Raw genomic sequence first — 23272 nt, 5'->3', positions numbered from 1 at the left:
CGGGCGCACAAGCGCGGGGGCTCAGAAGGCCTGGGTGTAGGCCAGGCCGGCGGCCACCCCGCCGAACAGGTCGCCCTCGACCAGGGCCACGCCGGGGAAGGCGGCGGCCAGCGCCTGCTGGAAGGGCCGCAGCGCCGACGAGCCGCCGGTCAGGTAGACCGCATCCAGCGCACCCGCGCCGAGGCCGGCGGCCCGCACGCAGTCGCCGGCGCAGGCCACGATGCGGTCCAGCGCCGGCGCCAGGTCTTGCGCCAGGGCTTGGGCGGCCAGCGTCACCGCGAGACCGGCCTCGATGAAGGGCAGGCCGATCTCGGCCTGGCCTTGTTGCGAGCAGGCAATTTTGGCCCGCTCCACCGCATCGGCCAGGCGGTGACCGTCGCGCTGGCGCAGCAGCTTCATCAACCGGTCGTGCAGGCGCAGGTCGGTGTAGTTGACACGCAGGCCCTGGGCCTGGGCCAGGGCCTTGGGCTGGTACAGCCAGTGGATCAAATGCCAGGTGGCGAGGTCAAAAAACACCCGGCTGGGCACCTCGCGCTGCTGCGGGCCGATGTGACCCAGGCCCAGCAGCGGCATCGCGCGGGCCAGGCTCAGGGTCTGGTCGAAGTCGGTGCCGCCCAGGTGCACGCCGCGGGTGGCCAGCACGTCACGGGCGCGGTCGGTGCGGGCGATGCGCTCCGGCCCCAGCCGCACCACGGTGAAGTCGGAGGTGCCGCCGCCGATGTCGGCCACCAGCACCACCGCCTCGCGTTGCAGCCGGCGTTCATAGTCCAGCGCCGCGGCGATCGGCTCCAGCTGGAAGGCCACCTCGGTGAAGCCCACCGCCTGGGCCGCCTGTTGCAACGAGGCCTGGGCCTGGGCGTCGCGCTGGGCGTCGTCGTCCACAAAGTGCACCGGCCGGCCCATCACCACCCGGGTGGGCGCATGGCCCAGGGCCTGGCTGGCGCGCTCGCGCAGCGCGGTGAGAAAGGTGGCGATGATGTCCTGGTAGCTGACCTGTTGGTGGTTGACCACCGTGGTCTCGCGCAGCAGCGGACTGCCCAGCAGGCTTTTCAGCGAGCGCATCAGCCGGCCCTCGGTGCCGGCCAGGTACTCGGCGATGGCGTCGCGGCCGAACTGCACCCGGCCTTCGTCGGCATTGAAGAACACCGCGGTGGGCATGGCCGTGGCCGCCCCCTCCAGCGCGATGGGCCGGGCCTGGCCAGCGTCCTGAACCCAGGCGGCGGCCGAGTTGGAGGTGCCGAAGTCAATGCCAAGGGTGCCTGAGCGGGAAGCGGTCATGGAGGGGAAACAAAAAAGCCGATGGCGAATGCGCGGGGAGGAGCAAGTCTAGGGCTTTGCCGTTTGGGTGGTTTGGTAATGCAAATGAAAGTAGTTATCATTAAGTTTCTTGGGGTTGATGGGTGCCAAGCCCGGCCCCTTTGCGACGAAAGGACAACAATGCAACGGCGATCGGTGGTGTTGGGAGGCTTGTCAACCAGTGTGCTGGCGGCCTGCGGCGGTGGGGGGTCTGGCAGCGGTGGTGTGGGCACGGCCCCGGCCCAGCAAAACAGCTTTGCCTTGACCCACTTGGTGGCCTCGTCCGCGGCGGTCAAGGCCAAGTTCACCGTGCCGGATTTTGTCAATGCCTGGGGCATTGCCATCCGTCCCGCCGGCGCCGGCGGGCATTTCTGGATCGGTGGTGGGGGCTCGTCCTGGGAGTTCCTGGGCGATGTCAGCGCCTCACCCGATCCCGGCTTGCGCAGCCTGAGCACCGACGCGCTGACCCGGGTGTCGGTGCCGGGCACACAGGATCCGGTGCTGGGTGGCACGGTGACCGGTGTGGCCTTCAATGGCGGCAACATCAACGCGGCGAACTTTGTGCCGGTGGGCCAGACCATGCCGGACGACCAGGGGGTGCCGGTGGCCATCGGCGGGTCGTCGCGCTTCATCTTCGTCACCGACAGCGGCCACATCGGCGCCTGGGGCGAGCGCAGGCTGGACAACGGCGCGGTGATGCGCCACAACGGCGCGGCCGCCGACGTCTACGACGGCAGCGCGCTGGGCTCGGCCTTCTTCGGTGTGGCGGTGAAGCCGGGCAGTTTCGACACCTTGTGGGTGGCCGATTTTGGCCGCGATCCGCAGATCCGCCAGTTCGATGGCCAGTGGGCGCTGGTGCCCACCGCGGGCTTTGCCAACCCCTTTGGCAGCGGGCCCGGCGGTGCGGTGCGCCCAGGCGACTTCGTGCCGTTCAACATCCAGGCCATCGGCCAGCGGGTGTTTGTGACCTACGCCAAGTCGCGGCCCAACCCGGGCGACATCACGCAGTTCTTTGCCGGCGAAGAAGACGCGCTGGACGCCGACGCCGAGCGCGCCAGTGGCTACCAGCCCAACCGCGGTCGCCTGGTGGAATTCGACACCGCCGGCAACCGGGTGCGCGTCTACAACGACCGCCAGCACCTCAACGCGCCCTGGGGCCTGGCCATCGCGCCAGCCGCCTTCGGTGCCTTCGCCGGCGCGGTGCTGGTGGGCAATTTCGGCGGTGGGGGTTTCATCACCGCCTTTGACGGCGCCAGCGGCGACTTCCTGGGGTATTTGCGCGGCACCGACGGCGGCTTTGTCTCGCTGCCCGGCCTGTGGGGCCTGAGTTTTGGCAATGGTGTGGCGCTGGGCGACAGCGACGCCCTGTATGCCGCCTCGGGCCCCGACGACGAGGCCTCCGGCCTGTTCAGTGCTTTGCGCTACGCCCCGCGCTGACCCCTTTTTTTCAGGACATTCACGATGAAAGCTGTTTCCTTTTCCACGCTGGCCCTGGGCCTGCTGCTGGCCACTGCCAGCGTGCCCGCACTGGCCCAGTCGGTCGCGCCGGCCACGGCGCCGCAACTGTTGATCGACAGGCTCAATCAGATGAGCGCCGAGATTGACAAGCTCAAGGCCGAGGTGCAGCAACTGCGCGCCCAGCAAGGCCAGACCGAGGCCACCGCACAACGCGCCAGCCAGGAGGCGCAGCAGGCCCGCACCGAGCTGGCCACGGTGGCTGGCACCGGCCTCAAACCGGAGAGCGCCACCGTCATCAATGGCTATGGCGAGATCGTCTATTCCCGTCCCTTGCGGCGCAGCGGTGAGGCCCAGGCCGACCTGCGTCGCGCGGTGATCGGCCTGCAGCACCGCTTCAACGACCAGACCAAGCTGGTCACCGAAATCGAGTTCGAGCACGCGGTGACCTCGGCCGGTGACCAGGGTGAGGTGGCCATCGAACAGGCCTACATCGAACACCAGCTCAAGCCCGGCCTGGCGGTGCGCGCCGGCCTGTTTCTGGTGCCGCTGGGGCTGGTCAATGAAAGCCACGAGCCCCACACCTTCTACGGTGTCGACCGGCCCCTGGTCGAAACCGCCATCATCCCCAGCACCTACCGCGAGGGTGGTGTGATGCTGGTCGGTGACACCGACAACGGCCTGAACTGGAAGCTGGGCTTGTCGACCTATTTCGACCTGAGCAAGTGGGACTCGGCCTCGGCCGAGGGCAAGGCCTCGCCGCTGGCCAGCGTGCACCAGGAATTGCAGTTGGCCCGCAGCAAAAACCTGGCGGTGCTGGGTTCGCTGGACTGGCGTGGCCAGCCCGGTCTGCTGGTGGGCGGCGGCTTCATTACCGGCAAGGCCGGCCAGGGCGCGACCACCGGTGCCAACCCGCGCATCACGCTGGCCGACCTGCATGCGCGCTGGACGCCGGGCAAATGGGACTTGCAGTCGGTCTATGCCCGCGGCACGGTCAGTGGCGCCGGCCCGCTCAATGTGGCCTTCGCCGCCGACCCCACCCCCATCCCGTCGCGCTTTGACGGCCTTTACCTGCAGGCCGCCTACAAGCTGTGGAGCAATGGCGACCAGGCGCTGAAGCCCTTTGTGCGGCTGGAGCGCTTCAACACTGCCGCGGCCTATTCGGCCTTCCCGGCCGGTCTGGGTCGGGCCGCCGACCCCTACACCCGGGTCGCGGTGATCGGCGCCAACTACCACCTGGCCCCCACGGTGGTGGTCAAGGCCGACCTGCAGCGCTTCGTCTCCAACCGCGACAACGACCGCTTCAATCTGTCGCTGGGCTACGCTTTCTGATGAACGCTTCTTCGCCACTGCAAACCCTGGTGCCGGTGGCGTTGGCCACCGGGCTGGTGCTGGCTTCCACCTCGGCCTTCGCGGTGGACTACCTCAGCGCCGAACAGGCCCGCAAGGCCATCTTCCCCACGGCAGCCAGCTGGCAGGAGGCCGCGGTGACGCTGTCGCCCGAACAGCTGCAGGCGGTGGCCAAGGCCGCGCAACAGCCGGCCCGCTCGGTGGGCTGGAAGCTGGCCCACGCCTTTGACGCCAACCACCGCTACCTGGGCAGTGTGGTGGTGGACAACGTGGTGGGCAAGTTCGAACTCATCACCTACGCGGTGGGCATCGACGCCAACGGCGCGGTGGCGGGCATGGAGGTGCTGAGCTACCGCGAAAGCCATGGTGGCGAAATCCGTCTGCCGGCCTGGCGCCGGCAATTCGTGGGCAAGACCGCCGCCCAGCCACTGCGCATCGGTGACGATATTGCCGGCCTCAGTGGCGCCACGCTGTCCTGCACCCATGTCACCGACGGCGTGCGCCGCATCGTGGCGGTGTGGGGCGTGTTGCGCGAGGCCAAGGCCTTGCCGGCCTGAACCATGGCCTGGCTGCGCCGCGCCCGCCCGCTGCTGGGCACCCTGGTGGACATCGCCTGCGAGGCCGCCGACGCCGACGCCGCCATGCCCGCCCTGGGCGCGGCCTTCGATGCGGTGGCTGCGGTGCACCAGACCATGAGTTTCCAAGAGGCCAGCAGCGAGGTCAGCGCGATCAACCGCGCCCGGCTGGGCGACTGGGTGGCTGTGGGCGAGGATTGCTGGGCGGTGCTGGCCACCGCGCAGGCGCTGAGTGCCGAGACCGGCGGGGTGTTTGACGCCTGCAGCGCCGGGCCCCAAGGCGGCTGGCGTGATCTCGAGCTCGACGCCGCGGGTCGCCGGGCGCGGCGCCATGCGCCGCTGGTGCTCGACCTCAGCGGCATTGCCAAAGGCCATGCGGTGGACCGCGCGGTGGCGGTGTTGTCGGCCCGGGGGGTGAAGGCTGGCGTGGTCAATGCCGGGGGTGATTGGCGGGTGTTTGGCGACCGGGTGCAGCCACTGTGGGTGCGCGACCCGGCCGATTTGTCGCAGGCCCGCTGCCTGGGTGAACTGCGCGAGTGCGCGGCGGCCACCTCGGCCTCCTACCTGCTGGACACGCCGGTGCTGCGCCATGGCCGCAGCCGCGCCACGGTGACGGCCTCGGCCAGTTGGACGGTGGTGGCGCCGACCTGCATGGCCGCCGACATGCTGACCAAACTGGTGGCCGCCACCGGCGACACCACCCATCCGGTGCTGGTCCGGCACCAGGCCCGTGCCTGGTGCCTGCAGGCCCCGGCCCTGGAAACCGCCTGAACCCATGCGCCCTAGCCACCGTCCCACCCCACCCCACCTGGTGCACCACGCGGTGGCGCTGCCACGCTGGCAGCGCCAGGCCGTGGCCTGGGCCACCGCGCTGGTGTGGGCCAGTGGGGCGGTGTGGCTGGCGCTGCACTGGGGTTGGCCAGCCCTGAGTGACGAGGGCTTGCCCCTCAACGCGGCGGGCAAGCTGTGGTCGGTGCGGTTGCACGGGGCCGGGGTGTTGCTGGTGCTGCTGGTGATCGGCGGCCTGATGCCAGTCCACATCCGGCTGGCCTGGCGGTTGCGGCGCCACCGGCTGGGCGGCATCGCCAACCTGTTGTTGTTGGGCGCACTCACGGTCAGCGGCTATGCGCTGTGGTACGCCAGCGATGGCGGCTTGCGCGAGGGGGCCGAGTGGCTGCACTGGGTGGTGGGCCTGCCCTTGCCGCTGGTGTTGTGGCACCACGCCTGGTGGGCCCAGCGCCGCCGTCGCCACCCGGCCTGAGGGACAGGGGGCTGTCCATGCCCCACCCCGCTCCCTACAATGGTTTTTTACCCCTGCAGGAGCCTGCCCATGGTCAGCCATGCCACCCCCGCCGTGCCCGAACGGACCTTGATGCTGCGTTCCCTGGTCAGCAGCCAGGGGGAGCTGACGCTGTCGCTGGTGGAGGCGGCCGTGCCCCAGCCGCAGGGTCAGGAGGTGCTGATCCAGGTCGAGGCGGCGCCGCTGAACCCGTCGGACCATGGCCTGCTGTTCGGTGCGGCCGATTTGTCCACGGTGCGGGTCTCGGGCAGCGACGAACGGCCGGTGATCCAGGCGCTGGTGCCGGCCCAGGCCATGCGGTCCATGGTGGGCCGGGTGGGTCAGGCCATGGCGGTGGGCAACGAGGGCGCTGGCCTGGTGGTGGCCGCCGGCCCCGACCCCGCGGCCCAGGCGTTGCTGGGCCGGCGGGTGGCGGCGCTGGGCGGCGGCATGTACGCCCAGCACCGGGTGGTGCCGGCGGCGCAATGCCTGGTGTTGCCCGAGGGCGCCTCGGCCATCGACGGCGCGTCGAGCTTCGTCAACCCGCTGACCGCGCTGGGCATGGTGGACACCATGCGGCGCGAAGGCCATTCGGCGCTGGTGCACACGGCCGCGGCCTCCAACCTGGGCCAGATGCTGAACCGCGTCTGCCTGAAAGACGGCATCGGCCTGGTGAACATCGTGCGCTCGGTGCAGCAGGCGGCCTTGCTGCAATCGCAGGGCGCGGTCCATGTGTGTGACAGCAGCGCCCCGCATTTCACCGACGACCTGACCCGGGCGCTGGACGCCACCGGCGCCACGCTGGCCTTTGACGCGGTGGGCGGCGGCGCGCTGGCCGGGCAGATTCTGTCGTGCATGGAAACCATGCTGGCCAAACGCCTGCCTTCGTACAGCCGCTACGGCTCGCCGGTGCACAAGCAGGTCTATGTCTACGGCGGGCTGGACACCGGGCCCAGCACGCTGGTGCGCAATTTCGGCATGGCCTGGGGCATGGGCGGCTGGCTGGTGTTTCCCTACCTGCAAAAGATCGGCCCGGCCGCCACCGAGGCCTTGAAGCAGCGGGTGGCGGTGGAGCTGACCACCACCTTCCGCAGCCATTATTCGCAGCAGATCAGCCTGACCGAGGTCTTGTCGCTGACCCACATCCGGCGCTATGCCCAGCGCCACACCGGCGAGAAATTCCTGATCCTGCCGCAGCGCGGCTGATTCAGCCCGGCCGGCGCGCGCTCAGCAGGAAGCCCGCAATGGGCTGGCCGTCCTCGACCCGGATCGGGGTGGGCGTCAGCGTCACGGCCTCGAAGCCGGCGGCCTCGCACAGCGCCTGCACATGGCTGGCCTTGTGGGCGTAACGGGTGCTGGGGCGCAGCACCAGGTTGGCCTCGTGCTCGCCCGCCGCCTCGCAGGAAAACACCAGGTGACCGCCAGGCCGCAACCAGTGCCAGGCCAACGCAATGGCCTGGCCCGGGTCGCCGAGGTAGATGAACACATCGCAGGCGGCCACCACGTCGAACGGCGTCGGTGTGCCGCGCAGAAAAGCCACCAACTCGGCCACATGCAGCGCGTCGTACAGGCCCAGGCGTTGGGCCTGGGCCACCATTTTGGGTGCCAGGTCCACCCCCACCAGCCGGCCCTGGCCAGCGCCGAGTTGCTTGGCCAGCAGGCCGGTGCCACAGCCCAGGTCCAGCACCCCCAGCGCCCGCTGCGGGTGGTGTTGCGCAATCCACGCCGCCACCTGCTCGGGCACCCGGTACTGCAGGCCCTGCACCAGGTGCTGGTCGAACAAGGGTGCGTAGCCATCGAACATGGCTTGCGTCATGGCCAGCGGCTGGGTGGGTGGCGTGTCGCCGCAGGCCACGGCCAGCCAGAAGCGGTGGGTCTCGTTGCCGGGGTCTTGCGCCACCAGCCGCTCGCCGTCCTGGCGTGCGGCGGCCAGGTCGCCGGCATAGACCGCAGCCTTGGCCCGGGCCAGGCGGAATTCGGCGTGGTCGGGCTGGCGTGCCAGCAGCGTGGTGTAGGCGGTCTGGGCCTCGGTGTAGCGGCCGAGCTGGGTCAGGTCGCGGGCGATCAACGGCAGCAGCTCCGGGTTGTCCGGGTCCAGCGTGGCCGCGTGCTGCAGCCAGTCCAGCGCCAGCTGGGGGTTGAGGGCCTGGTGGGCGATGTCCACCACCCGGTACAACACGTCCAGGCTGTCCGGGGCCAGGGCCACGGCGTGGCGGGCCGCGTCCAGCGCCTCCAGCGGCCGGCCCTGACGCGCCAGCAGCAGCGCCAGTTCAGTGGCCGGGGCCTCCCAGTGCGGCGCCAGGGCCACGGCCTTGCGGGTGTGGCTCAGCGCCTGGTCCGGCTGCTGTGAGGCCTCGGCCAGCTGGGCCGCCATCAGGTGCAGCCGGGGGTCGGTGGGGTGGGTGGCCCAGGCGCTTTGCAGCTGCGCCGTGGCCGCCGTCGCATCGCCCCGCGCCATGGCCTGGCCCACCGCGCGCAGCACGGCCATCACGGGGTCAGGGCTGGTCATGGAAGGAGATGGCTTTGGGCATGGGCGGGGCGCGGCACAGGGCAGCCCGCATTCTGCCGCTTTCCATGCGCCGGTCTCCTGCGGAAAGTGCGCTTGATGGGGCTGGCAAAGGCGGGCAGACTGGTTGCCGCCGGGGCCGTGCACCCGGACCTCTTTTTCAAAGGAAACATCATGATCAAGAACGTCGGTGGCATCGACAAGGTGTTGCGTATTGTGGGCGGCCTGGTGTTGATCGGCCTGGCCGCCACCGGCACCGTGGGCTGGTGGGGTTACCTGGGCGTCGTGCCCTTGTTGACCGGTCTGACGGGCCGCTGCCCTCCCTATGCGCTGCTGGGCATCAACACCTGCAAGACCGCGAAGTGAAGGTCTGGCGGCCCGCCGTCCCACCTGCATCCAGCGTCAGTGGGTGTATGCAGGCATTTGCATAGGTTTTCGAAAAAACACCTTGCTTGAATCGTTCCGGGATGGCGCAGGAGGCGTTTCGTCGGCGGTGAATTCTTGACGTTGGCGGTTGGCCTGTTGCTCACGGATGGTGGTCCGGTGTGGGGCTTTTTCAGAAGGAAAAGGTCGGTGTGCAGGGATTGGACAGGGGGCGATTTCCAGGGTCGGCAGGTGTGTCAAAAACAGCCAGCAATCGGACCTGACCCTGTGCGCCACAGGGCTGTTTTTCACCCTGTTTTCAAGTGCTTTTTTCTATGCACGGCGCTGCCATTTTGAGGGTGATGTGACTTAATTCACACCCCCGGCGTGGCCTGCGCGGTGGAACGTCACATTTCCGGACATGTGTCAGGTCCTGCAACGACCAGGGGGCTTGGCGGTGTGGTGTGGGTGTCAAAAAAAGCATATTTAAATCAACAGCTTACGGTCTTGTCAGCGGGTGGCATGGAAGTTGTGATGAAGCATGGGCCACATGGCAGCTTTCACTCCATTCAGACCCACAAAGGACGAGACATGATTTATGCAGCTCCCGGCGCCGCCGGTGCCAAGATTTCCTACAAAGCCAAATACGACAACTTCATTGGCGGCAAGTGGGTGGCTCCGGTCAAGGGACAGTATTTCGACGTCATCACCCCGATCAACGGCAAGGTCTACACCCAGGCCGCCCGCTCCAGCGCTGAAGACATCGAACTCGCCCTGGACGCCGCCCATGCTGCCGCCGACGCCTGGGGCAAGACCCCGGTGGGCGACCGCGCCAACGTGCTGTTGAAGATCGCCGACCGCCTGGAAGCCAACCTCGAGTTGCTGGCCTATGCCGAAACCGTGGACAACGGCAAGGCCATCCGCGAAACCCTGAACGCCGACATCCCCTTGACGGTGGACCATTTCCGTTACTTCGCTGGCTGCCTGCGCGCCCAGGAAGGCGGCATCAGCGAGATCGACGCCAACACCATGGCCTACCACATCCAGGAACCGCTGGGCGTTGTGGGCCAGATCATTCCCTGGAACTTCCCCATCCTGATGGCTGCCTGGAAACTGGCCCCCGCGCTGGGCGCCGGCAACTGCGTGGTGCTCAAGCCCGCCGAGTCCACCCCCATCAGCATCCTGGTGCTGGCCGAGCTGATTGCCGATCTGCTGCCGCCCGGCGTGCTGAACATCGTCAACGGTTTCGGCCGTGAAGCCGGCATGCCGCTGGCCACCTCCAAGCGCATCGCCAAGATCGCCTTCACCGGTTCCACCAGCACCGGCCGCGTGATCGCCCAGGCCGCTGCCAACAACCTGATTCCCGCTACGCTGGAACTGGGTGGCAAGTCGCCCAACATCTTCTTCGCCGATGTGATGGACAAGGACGACGCCTTCCTCGACAAGGCGATTGAAGGCCTGGTGCTGTTCGCGTTCAACCAGGGCGAGGTTTGCACCTGCCCGTCGCGCGCACTGATCCAGGAATCCATCTACGACAAGTTCATGGAACGGGTGCTCAAGCGCGTGGCCGCCATCAAGCACGCCAACCCGCTGGACACCGACAGCATGATGGGCGCCCAGGCGTCTAAAGAGCAGCTCACCAAAATCTTGTCCTACCTCGACCTGGGCAAGCAGGAAGGCGCGCAATTGCTGGCCGGCGGCAGCCAAGCCGTGCTGGGCGGTGAGCTCGACGGCGGCTACTACGTGCAGCCCACGCTGTTCAAGGGCCACAACAAGATGCGCATCTTCCAGGAAGAAATCTTTGGCCCGGTGCTGGCCGTGACCACCTTCAAGGACGAAGCCGAAGCCCTGGAAATCGCCAACGACACGCTGTACGGCCTGGGCGCTGGCGTCTGGAGCCGCAACGGCAACGTGGCCTACCGCATGGGCCGCGCCATCAAGGCCGGTCGCGTCTGGACCAACTGCTACCACGCCTACCCGGCCCACGCGGCCTTCGGCGGCTACAAGGAATCCGGCATCGGCCGTGAAACCCACAAGATGATGCTGGACCACTACCAGCAGACCAAGAACCTGCTGGTCAGCTACAGCGAGAACAAGCTGGGCTTCTTCTGATCCAACGAGGTCTGCCCCCGGTCCGGCCTGGTTCCGGTCCGGGGGCTTCCCACACACAAGGCCACCATGGTTGAACGCGTCATTGCCACCGAGGCCGCACTGGCCCTGATTGCCGAGCTGCAGGCCCAGCATGGGGCGCTGATGTTTCATCAGTCCGGCGGCTGCTGCGACAACAGCGCGGCCAATTGCTACCTGCCGGGCGACCTGACGATAGGCGCCTACGACGTGCTGCTGGGGCAGGTGGGCGGCACGCCCTTCTACATCAGCAAATCGCAGTACGAGTATTGGAAACACACGCAGCTGATCCTCGACGTGATCGAGGGCAGCGGTGGCACCTTCTCACTGGAAGGCAACACCGGCAAGGCCTTTCACACCCGGTCCCGCTTGTTCACCGACGAGGAGTGGGCCGAGATTGAGCCCCAGGTCAACCGCGACCTGGCCTGATTTCTCCGCGTGCGGCCTGCGTCCATGCGGCGCCGCCATTCACCAGGGCATGGTCTTCGGACCATGCCCTTTTTTCATGGTCGGTCGCCCTCAGCCGACGATGGCCACACCCTTGACCTGCGCATACACCGTCAGGCCCGGCGCCAGCGCCAGCGCATCGGCCGATTTGCGGGTGATGCGTGCCAGCAGCCGCGTGCCACCGGCGTCCAGGCCCACCATCAGCTGGCCGGGGCTGTCGTCGGCCAAGTCGGTCACGGTGGCGGGCAGGATGTTGAGGATGGAGGTGCCGCTGCCGGGCTGCAGGGTGAGGCTGACGTCGCGCGCGGGCACCCGCAGCCGCACCGTCTGCCCCACCCGCAGGCCTTGCTGGGTGAGTTGCAGCGCGCCGCCGGCAAACCCGGCCTGGGCCAGGTGGTATTGGGGGTCAATGGCGGTCACCTGGGCCATCACCAGCGCGGCGGCGGCGTCGCCATGGGCCAGCGGGAGGTCGGTGCGGGTCAGCAGCGCGTGGGTGGGGCCGCTGGCCACCACCCGGCCCGCCTCCAGCAGCACCAGGTGGTCGGCCAGCCGGGCCACCTCGTCGGGGGAGTGGGTCACGTAGACCACCGGCATCTGCAACTCGTCGTGCAGCCGCTGCAGATAGGGCAGGATTTCTTCCTTGCGCTGCAGGTCGAGTGCGGCCAGCGGCTCGTCCATCAGCAGGATGCGCGGGCTGGTGGCCAGGGCCCGGGCAATCGCCACCCGCTGGCGTTCACCGCCCGACAGCGTGGCCGGCATCCGGGCCAGCAAGGGGGCAATACCCAGCAGATCGATGGCATGGTCCAGCGACACCTTGCGCTGCGCTGCCGGCACCCGGTCCATGCCGTAGCGCAGGTTGCGCTGCACGTCCAGGTGGCTGAACAGACTGGCTTCCTGGAACACATAGCCCAGGTCACGCCGGTGGGTGGGCAGAAACAGCCGGTTGGCGTCGTCCTGCCAGACCTCGCCGTTGACCACCAGCCGGCCCTGGTCAGGCCGCTGCAGGCCGGCCATCAGCCGCAAACAGGTGGTCTTGCCCGAGCCGGAATGGCCGAACAGCGCGGTCACGCCGGTGCCGGGCAGGGCCAGGTCGACGTCGAGCGAGAAGCCGTCGAAACGCTGGACAAAACGGGCCTGGATGCCAGTGGCGCTCATGCCGCGCCCTTGCGTTTGCCGGTGGGGTTGAGCCAGTACAGCGCCAGCAGCACACAGAAGGAAAACACCAGCATCAGCGCGGCCAGGCGGTGGGCGTCGGCGTACTCCAGCGCCTCCACATGGTCGTAGATCTGCACCGACACCACCCGGGTCTGACCCGGGATGTTGCCGCCCACCATCAGCACCACGCCGAACTCGCCCACGGTGTGGGCAAAGCCCATCACGGTGGCGGTCAGGTAGCCGGGCCGGGCCAGTGGCAGCACCACACTGAAAAAACGGTCCAGTGGCGAGGCGCGCAGCGAGGCCGCCACCTCCAGCGGCCGGTCACCCATGGCCTCGAAGGCGTTCTGAAGCGGCTGCACCACAAAGGGCAGCGAATAAAACACCGAACCCAGCAACAGGCCCCAGAAGCTGAAGCTCAGCGTGCCCCAGCCCAGCGACTGGGTGAGTTGCCCCACCGGGCCTTGCGGCCCCATGGCCAGCAGCAGGTAAAAGCCCAGCACCGTGGGGGGCAGCACAAAGGGCAGGGCCACCAGCGCCCCCACCGGCCCCTTGACCCAGGACCGGGTGCGGGCCAGCCACCAGGCCAGCGGCGTGCCCAGCAGCAGCAGGATGACGGTGGTGGCGGTCGCCAGCTTCAGCGTGAGGGTGATGGCCGCGAGGCTGGCGTCAGACATGATGGCGGATTCTATGCACCGGCCCACCCTGCACGTTGAGCTTCACAGCGCGTAGCCGTAAGAACGGATCAAGTCCTTGATGCGCTCTGACTTGAGCAGCGTCACCAGTGCGGCGGCGGCCTTGTTGTCTTTGCCGCGGGTCAGTAGCACCGCGTCCTGCACGATGGGGGTGTGCAGCTTCTCGGGCACTGTCCAGGCCGAGCCCGACTTCAGCTTGCCACCCTCCAGCACCTGTGACAGCGCCACAAAGCCCAGTTCGGCGTTGCCGGTGGCGATGAAGCTGTAGGTCTGGCCAATGCTCTCGCCCTGCACCAGCTTCGGGGTGATGGCCTCGCTCAGGCCCAGTTTGGCCAGGGTTTCCACGGCCGCCGCGCCATAGGGGGCGACCTTGGGGTTGGCAATGGCCAGCTTGTGGAAGCCGCCCTTTTTCAGCACCTCGCCGCCGCCGTCCACCATGCCGGCGTTGGCTGACCACAGCACCAGCTTGCCACGGGAGTAGGTGAAGCGGCTGCCTGGCACGGCCAGGCCCTCGGCCTCCAGTTTGGCCGGTGTGCTGCTGTCGGCCGACAGAAACATGTCGAAGGGCGCGCCGTTCTGGACCTGTGCGTAGAACTTGCCGGTGGCGCCCGACACCAGCTCGGCCTTGTGGCCGGTGGTGGCCTCCAGCACCGCTGCCACCGCCTTCATTGGGCCGAAGAAATTGGCCGCCACCGCCACCTGCACCGTGTCGGCGTGGGCGGCGGCCGAGGCCAGCCAGAGGGACAGGCCGGCCAGGGCCAAGGTGAAGCGAGGGCGCATGGTCAGAACTCCTGAAGGCGAGTCGCCGAGGGGCGTTTGAAAATCATCGAAATATAACAAAGTATATAACGATTGTCGGGTGCCTGACCGATGCAGGATTGGACCCTGGCCGCTCTGCTATCTTCAGTGTCATGAGTCAAGCCCCGGCCCGCCCCCTGGTGGGGAAAGTCGCCTTTGAAACCGCCGCTGGCGGTCAGCTGGGGGAGGCGCGCATTCGCTTGCTCGAAGCCATTGCCCAACTGGGCTCGCTGAGCCGCGCCGCCAAGGCGGTGCCGCTGTCCTACAAGGCCGCCTGGGACGCGCTGGACGCGATGAACCGCCAGGCCGAACAGCCGCTGGTGGTGCGCACCACCGGTGGCAAAAATGGCGGGGGCACCCAGCTCACCGAACATGGCCGGCACATCATTGCGCTGTACCGGGCCATGGAGAGTTCGCAGCAAGACATCCTGAACCAGTTGGCCGAGCGCCCTGCCGAGGGTGCGGCCGCCCACGCCAATGCCTCGTTGCGCAGCCTGATCCGCCGGCTGTCGGTGAAGACCAGCGCCCGCAACCAGTTCATGGGCCAGGTGTTGTCGCTGGTCGACGGGGGCGGCCTGGTGCAGGTGGCGCTGGCCCTGGAGGGCGGTGGCGAGATGACGGCCACCATCACCCCGGAGTCGGTGACCCGCATGGGCCTGGTGCCGGGCAGCGAGGCCTATGCGCTGGTCAAAGCGCCCTGGGTCAGCGTGTCGGGCAAGTTGCCGCGCCGCAGCGCCCAGCGCAATGTGTTTGCCGGCACGGTGGCGGCGTTGACGCCGGGGCAGAACAGCACCCAGGTGGCACTGGACACCGCCCACGGCCACACCGTGGTGGCGGCCATGCCCCACGGTCAGGTGGCCGAGCATGGCCTGACGCCAGGCCAGCCGGCCTGGGCCAGCTTTGCCTGCGACAGCGTCATCCTGGCCACCTTCTCATGACCCGGGTTGAACCCCGTCCATCGCTTTTTTCACTCCCTGGATTCCACCATGTCACTCCAATTCCTCGGCATCGCTGGCAGCCTGCGCCAGAAATCGGCCAACAAGGGTCTGCTGCGGGCCGCCCAGGCCCATCTGCCGGCCGGCGTGACGATGGCGGTGGCCGACCTGTCGGACATTCCCTTCTTCAACGCCGACCTGGCCGAGCGGCCGGCGTCGGTGCGCCGGGTGCTGGCCCAGATCGGTGAGGCCGACGCCCTGGTGCTGGCCTGTCCGGAGTACAACTACTCCATCGCCCCCGCGCTGAAAAACATCCTCGACTGGGCCTCGCGCGAACCCGACAACGCGCTGCTGGCCGGCAAGGCCGTGGCCATCCTGGGTGCGGGCGGGGGCATGGGCACCTCCCGGGCGCAATACCACCTGCGGCAGGTCTGTGTGTACCTGGACCTTCATCCCTTGAACAAGCCCGAGGTGTTTGCCAGCGCCTTCGGTGGCGGTTTCGACGCCGAGGGCGAGCTCACCGACGCGCGCATCACCCAACTGGTGGCGCAGCAGATGGAGAAACTGGCGGCGTGGAGCCAGACGGTTCGGGGCTGAGCCCGGCCCGAACGCCACCGCGGGCCGGTCAGCAGGCCCGTGAAAAAAGTCGCGAAGTCCGCCGAAAGTTCTCCTTCTTGGCCAGAAGTTCTCTTGCCATGGGTGGAAATGCGGAATAAGTCCTGCCGTTTCAGGGGGGTGACTAATACATTCGTATCCATCTGCACTGGCGGTTGGAGGGGTGTGAAGCCGTTCACAAGCTCCAAACGGTCGGTGCCATCGGTAAAGCCCTCGCCACAACGAACTTTGGGATTCGACAGGCGAACAACCTTGATCAGGTGCTGACATGAGCTCTTTCTTGCCCCTTTTTTCCAAACACCCGTCGCTGCTGTCGGTGGCCCTGGCCAGCCTGCTGGTGCTCTCCGGCTGCGGCGGGGGCGATGCCAGCCCCACCACCACCGGCGTGGCCACGCAGAAGCAGGGCAGCGCCAGTGAACCGTCCAGCGGCGGCGCCGCGCCGGCCGGCGATGCCAGCCAGGGCTCGCTGCTCAGTGCCAGCGGGGCGCTGCATGTCGGTGCCCTGTCGGCCAGTGGCGCGGTGAACCTCGCCATGCCCGATCTTGGAGGCAACGGCGGCGGTGCGGTGCCCACGTCGCTGCAGGAATACGCCACCAAGGTGGCCGCCTGCGCGGCCGGCGACTCGCCGGAAACCGCTTTGCAAGGCCAGGTGCCGGCGCTGTTGCGGGTCATGGGCTTCAAGGGCTTCAGCTGCAACCTGGAACTGGTGGGTCGTTATGCCGGCGAGGGCGGCAACTGGTCGGCCGCCACCTTCAAGGACAACAGCGGCCACCACTGTGCCTACCATTCCACCGCCACGCCCCGGCCGGTGATTCGCATGAACCCCGGCGTGCCGGTGATCGACATGACCGACCCGGCCCACCCGGTGCGCACCATGTCGCTGACCACCCCGGCCATGCTCGACCCCTGGGAGTCGCTGCGCGCCAACCCGATTCGCCAGATGCTGTTCGCCGTCAACGGCTCCGACAGCCTGGGTGGGCCCGACTTCGATGTGTATGACCTGTCGGCCGACTGCCGTTCGCCGCAGCTGCTCAGCACCAGCGCGCTGAGCTACAAGGCCGCCGATGGCAGCAGTGCGGCGATGAAGGGCCATGAGGGCAACATCTCGCCGGACGGCATGACCTACTACGTCGGTGACATCACCAACAAGCAGTACCACGCGATCGACGTCACCAATCCCACCCGTCCCAAGCTGATTGCCAGCTTCGACATGAAGAACTCGCCCATCGGCAAGTCGCCGCATGGCCTGTCGGTGAGCAAGGACGGCAACCGGCTGTACGCGGTGGCGTTTGACACCGGCACACCGCTGGACGTGGTCAACCCGAACTTCGTGGCCAACACCGGCTTCATCACGCTGGACGTGTCCGACATCCAGGCCCGCAAGCCCAACCCGCAGTTCCGTGTGGTGGCGTCCGTCGCCCACAAGGACGGCAACCTGGCCCAGCACACGCTGGCCACCAAGATCAATGGCAAGCCGCATTTGGTGATGGTGGACGAGGCCGGCTCGGCCGGCGTGCACACCCTGGCCTCGGCCAAGGCCGCCTGCCTGGCCAACATGACGCCCTTCCCGCTGGCCCGCATCTACGACATCAGCGACGAAAAAGCCCCCAAGCTGGTGTCCAAGCTCAAACTGGAAACCCACGATCCCAAGAACTGCGACGCCGTGTTGCCCGACGTGGCCGACCTGACCGTGTTCGCCTACGGCAGCCACTACTGCTCGGTGGACGACACCGACAACGCCACCGCCATGGCCTGCTCTTATTTCAACTCCGGCATCCGTGTGTTCGACATCCGCAACCCGGCCGAGCCCAAGGAAATCGCCTACTTCAACCCCGCCGGCACCACCTTGCCACCCGCCGGCTCGGGCAAGGTGAACCTGGGCCAATGGCGCCCGGGCGGCGCCGACTGGTGTGCCTCCCGTCTCGACTTCGACAAAAAGAAGGGCCTGCTCACCACCATGTGCCAGGACAACGGCCTGCTGGTGATGAAGTTCAAGGACGGCGTCTGGCCGTTCAAAGACTGAGCATCACACCGGCCCTGTTCAAATCCGTGGGCTGTGGCTTGCGGGCTGTCGTGGGGAGACCACGACACACCCGTGTGGGTCATGGCGGCGTCGAACCCCGCTTTCGCCCGCGTCCGTGAACAAAGTCGCCAAGTCCGCTGAAAGTTTTCCTTTCGGTGCAGGCTGTGGAATAAGTCCTCCCTTTTCAGGAGGGTGGGTAATACATTGGTACCCATGTGCATTGAGCGGTTTTTCTGGGCGTGCGTCGGTCACGGGCAGCAAGGCAATTCAGTCCCATTGGAAAAGTCCTTGCCACCTCGCCGTCGAACGGCGAACCAACCTGATCAGGTGCCCACGTGAGCCTTCGCCACCATGTTGTCTTTCCTTGCCCCCCGTTGATGTCGGTGGCCCTGGCCAGCCTGCTGGTGCTGGCCGGCTGTGGTGGCGGTGAGCCCGCCTCGGCGGCCGGCGATGGCAGCCAGAAATCGCTGGCCAGTGCCAGCGGCCAGGCCAGCGGCGGTGGCGGATCGGCCCATGGCGCGGCCAACGTGGGCACGGCAGACGCTGGCAACGGCAACGGCAACGGCAACGGTGGTGGTGCACCCACGCCACTGCAGGAGTACGCCACCAAGGTGGCCGCCTGTGCGGCTGGCGACACGCCGGAAACTGCTTTGCAAGGCCAGGTGCCGGCGCTGATGCGGGTCATGGGCTTCAAGGGCTTCAGCTGCAACCTGGAACTGGTGGGCCGCTATGCCGGCGAGGGCGGCAACTGGTCGGCCGCGACCTTCAAGGACAGCAGCGGCCACCACTGTGCCTACCATTCCACCGCCTCCATGCGGCCAGGCCGCATCAACCCCGGCGTGCCGGTGATCGACATGACCGACCCGACCCACCCGGTGCGCACCATGTCGCTCACCTCACCCGCCATGGGCAACCCCTGGGAGTCGCTGCGCGCCAACCCGGTTCGCCAGATGCTGTTTGCCGACAACGGCAACCTCAGCGGTGACGGCGGTCCCGAAGTCGACATCTACGACCTGTCGGCCGACTGCCGCTCGCCGCAGCTGCTCAGCTCCACCCCGCTGAACTACACCGCGGTCACCAAAACGCCCCTGGGCGACGTGGTGCAGTCCAAGCCCATCAAGGGCCACGAAGGCAACATCTCGCCCGACGGGATGACCTATTACGTGGGTGACAACAGCCAGAACGCGGCCTACCACGCCATCGACGTGACCAACCCGACCCGGCCGAAAACCATCACCAGCTTCGAGATGAAGAACAGCTCGCCGATCGCTCAGGCCCCACACGGCCTGTCGATCAGCAAGGATGGCAAGCGTGCCTATGTGGTGGCGTCCACCGCACCCACGCCGCTGGACGTGGCCAATCCCAGCACCACACCCATGAATGGCTTTCTGATTCTGGACACCTCCGAGGTCCAGGCCCGCAAGCCCGGCGCGCAGATGAAGCTGATCGCGGCGGTGGCCTTCAACGACGGCGGCCTGGCCCAGCACACCCAGGTGGTCACCATCAACGGCAAGCAGCACCTGATCATGGTCGACGAGGCTGGCCCGGCCGGTCTGTCCACCGCGGCCAGCATCAAGGCCGCCTGCAACGCCGGCCTGCCACCCTTCCCGATGGCCCGCATCTACGACATCAGCAACGAAAAAGCCCCCCAGCTGGTGTCCAAGCTCAAGCTGGAAACCCACGACGTGAAGAACTGCGACGCCGTGTTGCCCGACGTGGCCGACCTGGCGGTGTTCACCTACGGCAGCCATTACTGCTCGGTGGACGACACCGACAACGCCACCGCCATGGCCTGCTCCTACTTCAACTCCGGCATCCGCGTGTTCGACATCCGCAACCCGGCCAAGCCCAAGGAAATCGCCTACTTCAACCCGGCCGGCACCCAGCTGCCGCAGCTCGGCTCCGACCACACCACGCTGGGCCAGTGGCGTCCCGGTGGCCCCGACTGGTGTGCCTCCCGGCTGGACTTTGACAAGAAGAAGGGCTTGCTCACCACCATGTGCCAGGACAACGGCCTGCTGGTGATGAAGTTCAAGAACGGCGTCTGGCCCTTCAACTGAGCCCAGGGCCCGCGCGTTGACGACCCGGGGAGGATAGGGTCTACTCGCTGCGACCTTGTTCACTTCCCAAGCTGCCCCTCGCTGGATGAGATTTCGCGTTGCCCTGTTGTTGACCGCGCTGCTGGGTGCGGCCTTGCCCACGCAGGCTTTCGAGAGCGACGTGCATTTCGGCCTGACCCAGTGGCTGGCCATGAAGGCCGGCTTCACCGAAGCCCAGGCCGAGACCATTGCCGCCGGCAATCAGCGCAGCGACGCCGGTGTGATGGACAGCATCGAGCTGGTGCTGGAATACGCCTGCCTGGGCGCCCATGCCGACGCCGCCCAAGTGGCCCAGTCCTACCATTTCCCCAGCGACGGCAAGCCGCCCGCCGCGCCGGCGCAGCGGGCCATCGTGGCCGGTGGTGGGGCCGCGCGGCGCCCGCTGAACACCGTGCTGGCCGCGGCCGCCAAAGGCAAGGCCGACTTCCTGCTGTACAAGCTGGGCGAGGCCTTGCACCTGCTGCAGGACTCGTGGTCTTACCAGGGCCTGCCCGCCACGCCGGTGTTTCCGTCCAGCCCGGTGCGCTGCGACCCGCAGCTGGCCTGGACGGCCCCGGAGGCCCGCGGCGGCTGGGCCAGCCACCGGGCCGACCTCAGCAAGGCCTGGCCCGAAGACACCCTGGCCATGGCCCAAGCCAGCTACCAGGCCTTGACGCAATACCCCGCCGTGGCCGGCAAGGCCAGAACACCGCAGGACTGGGCCGCCGTGCGGGCCCAGCTGCCAGGCTTCATTCAAGGCGCCAGCAAGACCGACAAGCGGCGCTGGTTTGTGGCCCAGGGCATGCCCAACACCCGGTTCCTCGACAGCATTTCGCTGCCGGATGGCAAACAGCCGGTGGCTCTGGGCGCGGACGGCCGGCGCCTGCCCACATTGCCCAGCGGCGGCACGGCACAGCATGGCCTGGACACCGACACCCGCGAGTTTTTCGACCTGTTCTTCGCCCGCTGGCTGGGCACCGACAAACCTGACGCTGCCTTGCGCGAGCTCATCAGCACACAACGCCAGCCCGACCTGAGCGCGCGGCTCAGGCTGTGGCGCATGCGTGACCATGGCGCGGTGGCCGAACTGGCCCATGCACCCGCCCCGCTGACGGCCGCCCAGTTGCAGACCGTGGACCGGCTGGCCGGCCAGGCCAGGGCCTATGCGCGCTACGGCCAGCTGTCGGAGGCATTTTTTCCGCTGCTGCTGCAGGGCCCGGGGGTCTCGCCGCTGCTGCCTTACGCCATCCATGGGTTGCCACCGTCCAGCGAGGGCCTGGCCCGTGCCATCGCGGTGACCAAGCTGCGCCATCTGCCCTACGACGAGCTGGCCATCCTGGCGGAAAAAGGCCCCAAGGGCTGGCGCGCCGTGCAGCTGATCGCCATGGTCAACCACTGAGCCATGCGCCGCCGGTCTGTGCTGTCCCGCCGTCACCCCCTGGTGCTGTGCCTGGCCCTGCTGGCGTCGCTGGGCGCGGCGGCCACGGCCTCGGCCCACAGCTTTGCCGCGCCCTATGCCTTGCCGGTGCCGTTCTGGATGTACGCCTACGGCGCCTCGGCCGCGCTGGTGCTGTCCTTTGTGGTGGTGGGTCTGGTGTCGCGGGTGCCGGCGCCGGTGGTGCCACTGCCCCAGCCAGCCACCCCAGCGCCGCTGGCCGTGAGCGGCACGGTGGCGGCGCTGCAAGGCCTGGCGCTGGCGGTGCTGGCCTTGACGGTGGCCACCGGGCTGTTTGGCACGCCCAACCCGTTTGCCAACTTCAACATGGGTTTTTTCTGGATCATCTTCGTGCTGGGCTTTACCTACCTGTGTGCGCTGTGCGGTGATTTGTTTCTGCTGCTCAACCCCTGGCGGGCGCTGTGCGAGGGCCTCCAGCGGCTTTGGCCCGGCGCGTTTCGTCCGGTGTTTGCCGTCTATCCAGCGGCGCTGGGCTGCTGGCCGGCGCTGGCGCTGTTCATGGCCTTCATCTGGCTGGAGCTGTTTGGCAACACCACGCCCCACAGCCTGTCGGTGGCCCTGCTGGCCTACACCGCCATCAGCCTCGCCGGCGCGCGGCTGTTCGGTCTGGACGCCTGGTTTCGCCACGGCGAGTTCTTCGGCGTTTTCCTCGGGCTGGTGGCCAGGATGGCGCCGCTGGCCTGGTCGCTCGCGCCCCTGCCCAGCGGCCGGCGCGGCATCGCGCTGCGCTGGCGCCGGCCCTTTGTCGGCCTGCTGGAAGACCGGCCACCGCATGGCAGCGGGGTGGTGTTCATTCTGTTCATGCTGTCGGCCACCGCCTACGACGGCCTGCACGAGTCCGGCCCCTGGGCCCGCTTCTTCTGGGGCCAGCTCTACCCGCTGTTTGGCGCGGTGGTGCAGGCCCACGCCGCCCAGCCCTATGCGGTGGCCGCCCGGCTGTTCCACCTCTGGCAGTCGCTGGCCTTGTTTTTGTCGCCGCTGGTCTACCTGGCCTGCTACCTGGCCGCACTCAAGTGGACGCAGCGGCTGGCCGGCCACCGGCTGACGCTGGGTGCGCTGGCACTGGACTTTGCCCACACGCTGGTGCCGATTGCCGTGGTTTACCACGTCACCCATTACTACACGCTGCTGCTGGCGCAGGGCCCGGCCTTTGTGCGCCTGCTGTCCGACCCCTTTGGCTGGGGCTGGAACCTGTTTGGCACGGCCACGCTGCCGGTGGCGCCCTGGTTCATCGACGCCAACACCGTCTGGCACACCCAGGTCGCGCTGATCCTGGTCGGCCATGTGGTGAGCGTCTACCTGGCCCACGGGGTGGCGCTGCAGGTCTTTGGCAACAGCCGCCGCGCGGTGCTGAGCCAGCTGCCCATGCTGCTGCTGATGGTGGGCCTGACGGCGGCCGGTTTGTGGATCCTGTCGCTGCCCATCGCTTCAACCACGGTGGTCTTGCCCGCTGTGGCGTCCTGACAAAAACCAAGCCCGAGAGGAACACACCATGAAAACCGGTTTACGCAACGGGCTGCTGCTGGCGCTGTCGGTGGTGGTGCTGGTCGGTGGCTATGTGGTGGCCCAGAAGGCCGGCGCGCCGGCATCCGAACCGGCGCCGGCAACGGCTGCCCAGCCAGCCAGCGCGGCCGCCTTGCCCCAGGCGCCTCGGCCCATCCCCCCGACTTTCCGCATCGATGTGGGTCAGGCCCAGGCGGGGGCGGCCACCGTCTATCAGCTGCGTCAGGGCGAGCAGGCCGAGTTCGTGGTGTCGTCGCCGCGCGATGGGATGCTGGAGATCCACGGCTACACCGAAGGCATCGCGCTGAAGGCCGGTCAGGAAAGCCGTTTCCCGCTGCAGGCTGCACACACCGGGCGTTTTCCGGTGCATGTGCACAGCAAGGACGGTGGCCATGCCGAGGTGGGGGTGCTGGAGGTCTTGCCCAAGCCCTGAGGGGATCGCGGGTTCACACCCCCAGGTGCTGCGTCAACAGATCGGGGTCCTGCAGCAGTTCAGCCGAAGACCCTTCAAACACCACCTGCCCTTTGACGAGGATGACATTGCGGTCGGTGATCTGGGTGACATGCTTCCAGTTCTTGTCGACGATCACACTGGAGATGCCCGTCTCACGGATCA

Annotated in this window: 21 protein-coding genes and 1 pseudogene; 16 read left to right on the top strand and 6 right to left on the bottom strand. The window is 67.7% G+C overall.

Annotated elements, in window-relative coordinates; all coding sequences use genetic code 11:
- Positions 1 to 21: 21 nt before the first annotated feature.
- On the bottom strand, positions 22 to 1278 hold the full coding sequence (locus AC4BAR_RS13240) for an Hsp70 family protein (protein ID WP_490628349.1): 1257 nt from the start codon (positions 1276 to 1278) through the stop codon (positions 22 to 24).
- A gap of 159 nt (positions 1279 to 1437) precedes the next feature.
- On the opposite strand from AC4BAR_RS13240, the gene AC4BAR_RS13235 reads away from it, so the two are divergent.
- The 6 genes from AC4BAR_RS13235 (at position 1438) to AC4BAR_RS13210 (ending at position 7161) form a co-directional block, all read left to right on the top strand.
- A complete protein-coding gene (locus AC4BAR_RS13235; RefSeq protein ID WP_490628348.1) occupies positions 1438 to 2733 on the top strand; it encodes a TIGR03118 family protein in 1296 nt (431 codons plus the stop codon).
- Positions 2734 to 2757: 24 nt separating this feature from the next.
- On the top strand, positions 2758 to 4083 hold the full coding sequence (locus tag AC4BAR_RS13230) for a porin (RefSeq protein WP_490628347.1): 1326 nt from the start codon (positions 2758 to 2760) through the stop codon (positions 4081 to 4083).
- Complete coding sequence (locus AC4BAR_RS13225; protein ID WP_490628346.1) at positions 4083 to 4658, top strand: FMN-binding protein; 576 nt, start codon at positions 4083 to 4085, stop codon at positions 4656 to 4658. Before AC4BAR_RS13230 ends, AC4BAR_RS13225 begins: the two co-directional genes overlap by 1 nt.
- Positions 4659 to 4661: 3 nt before the next feature.
- The gene (locus AC4BAR_RS13220) at positions 4662 to 5447 is read left to right on the top strand and encodes an FAD:protein FMN transferase (RefSeq protein WP_490628345.1); all 786 of its coding nucleotides are present in this window, start codon (positions 4662 to 4664) and stop codon (positions 5445 to 5447) included.
- Between the two features lie 4 nt (positions 5448 to 5451).
- On the top strand, positions 5452 to 5937 hold the full coding sequence (locus tag AC4BAR_RS13215; RefSeq protein WP_490628344.1) for a hypothetical protein: 486 nt from the start codon (positions 5452 to 5454) through the stop codon (positions 5935 to 5937).
- Positions 5938 to 6006: 69 nt separating this feature from the next.
- Positions 6007 to 7161: a zinc-binding dehydrogenase gene (locus AC4BAR_RS13210; protein WP_490628343.1), complete on the top strand. Its 1155-nt coding sequence runs from the start codon at positions 6007 to 6009 to the stop codon at positions 7159 to 7161.
- 1 nt (position 7162) lies between these two features.
- On the opposite strand, the gene AC4BAR_RS13205 is transcribed toward AC4BAR_RS13210, so the two are convergent.
- Positions 7163 to 8464 (bottom strand): tetratricopeptide repeat protein, encoded by a 1302-nt coding sequence (locus AC4BAR_RS13205; RefSeq protein WP_490628342.1) that lies wholly within the window; start codon positions 8462 to 8464, stop codon positions 7163 to 7165.
- A 171-nt stretch (positions 8465 to 8635) separates the two neighbouring features.
- On the opposite strand from AC4BAR_RS13205, the gene AC4BAR_RS13200 reads away from it, so the two are divergent.
- From AC4BAR_RS13200 to AC4BAR_RS13190, 3 genes are all read left to right on the top strand, one after another.
- Positions 8636 to 8827: a YgaP family membrane protein gene (locus AC4BAR_RS13200; protein WP_490628341.1), complete on the top strand. Its 192-nt coding sequence runs from the start codon at positions 8636 to 8638 to the stop codon at positions 8825 to 8827.
- Positions 8828 to 9415: 588 nt separating this feature from the next.
- Positions 9416 to 10936, top strand: a complete 1521-nt coding sequence (gene adh, locus AC4BAR_RS13195; protein ID WP_490628340.1) for an aldehyde dehydrogenase — start codon at positions 9416 to 9418, stop codon at positions 10934 to 10936.
- Positions 10937 to 11002: 66 nt separating this feature from the next.
- The gene (locus tag AC4BAR_RS13190) at positions 11003 to 11380 is read left to right on the top strand and encodes a DUF779 domain-containing protein (protein ID WP_490628339.1); all 378 of its coding nucleotides are present in this window, start codon (positions 11003 to 11005) and stop codon (positions 11378 to 11380) included.
- A gap of 90 nt (positions 11381 to 11470) precedes the next feature.
- On the opposite strand, the gene modC is transcribed toward AC4BAR_RS13190, so the two are convergent.
- From modC to modA, 3 genes are read right to left on the bottom strand one after another with little or no spacing between them, the layout of a single operon-like run.
- A complete protein-coding gene (gene modC / locus AC4BAR_RS13185) occupies positions 11471 to 12553 on the bottom strand; it encodes a molybdenum ABC transporter ATP-binding protein (RefSeq protein WP_490628338.1) in 1083 nt (360 codons plus the stop codon).
- Complete coding sequence (modB, locus tag AC4BAR_RS13180; protein ID WP_490628337.1) at positions 12550 to 13230, bottom strand: molybdate ABC transporter permease subunit; 681 nt, start codon at positions 13228 to 13230, stop codon at positions 12550 to 12552. Before modB ends, modC begins: the two co-directional genes overlap by 4 nt.
- 42 nt (positions 13231 to 13272) lie before the next feature.
- Positions 13273 to 14028, bottom strand: coding sequence for a molybdate ABC transporter substrate-binding protein (gene modA, locus AC4BAR_RS13175; RefSeq protein ID WP_490628336.1), 756 nt, complete (start codon positions 14026 to 14028; stop codon positions 13273 to 13275).
- A 131-nt stretch (positions 14029 to 14159) separates the two neighbouring features.
- On the opposite strand from modA, the gene AC4BAR_RS13170 reads away from it, so the two are divergent.
- The 7 genes from AC4BAR_RS13170 (at position 14160) to AC4BAR_RS13140 (ending at position 23089) form a co-directional block, all read left to right on the top strand.
- Complete coding sequence (locus AC4BAR_RS13170; protein ID WP_490628335.1) at positions 14160 to 14984, top strand: TOBE domain-containing protein; 825 nt, start codon at positions 14160 to 14162, stop codon at positions 14982 to 14984.
- A gap of 48 nt (positions 14985 to 15032) precedes the next feature.
- Positions 15033 to 15578: an NADPH-dependent FMN reductase gene (locus tag AC4BAR_RS13165; RefSeq protein WP_490628334.1), complete on the top strand. Its 546-nt coding sequence runs from the start codon at positions 15033 to 15035 to the stop codon at positions 15576 to 15578.
- A gap of 286 nt (positions 15579 to 15864) precedes the next feature.
- Entirely contained in the window at positions 15865 to 17619 is a 1755-nt protein-coding gene (locus tag AC4BAR_RS13160) for an LVIVD repeat-containing protein (protein WP_490628333.1), read from the top strand.
- Positions 17620 to 17996: 377 nt separating this feature from the next.
- Positions 17997 to 19679 (top strand): LVIVD repeat-containing protein, encoded by a 1683-nt coding sequence (locus AC4BAR_RS13155; RefSeq protein ID WP_490628332.1) that lies wholly within the window; start codon positions 17997 to 17999, stop codon positions 19677 to 19679.
- A gap of 85 nt (positions 19680 to 19764) precedes the next feature.
- Complete coding sequence (locus tag AC4BAR_RS13150; protein ID WP_490628331.1) at positions 19765 to 21096, top strand: DUF6765 family protein; 1332 nt, start codon at positions 19765 to 19767, stop codon at positions 21094 to 21096.
- A gap of 3 nt (positions 21097 to 21099) precedes the next feature.
- Complete coding sequence (locus tag AC4BAR_RS13145) at positions 21100 to 22617, top strand: hypothetical protein (protein ID WP_490628330.1); 1518 nt, start codon at positions 21100 to 21102, stop codon at positions 22615 to 22617.
- Positions 22618 to 22645: 28 nt separating this feature from the next.
- The gene (locus tag AC4BAR_RS13140) at positions 22646 to 23089 is read left to right on the top strand and encodes a hypothetical protein (RefSeq protein WP_490628329.1); all 444 of its coding nucleotides are present in this window, start codon (positions 22646 to 22648) and stop codon (positions 23087 to 23089) included.
- 13 nt (positions 23090 to 23102) lie between these two features.
- On the opposite strand, the pseudogene AC4BAR_RS13135 reads toward AC4BAR_RS13140, so the two are convergent.
- Positions 23103 to 23272, bottom strand: a pseudogene (locus tag AC4BAR_RS13135) (ABC transporter ATP-binding protein); the annotation flags it as partial.

It is taken from the genome of Rhodoferax sp. SPJ4 (assembly GCF_058216275.1).
The sequence above is the reverse complement of the archived record's forward strand: the minus strand, read 5'-3'. Positions and strand labels throughout refer to the sequence as shown.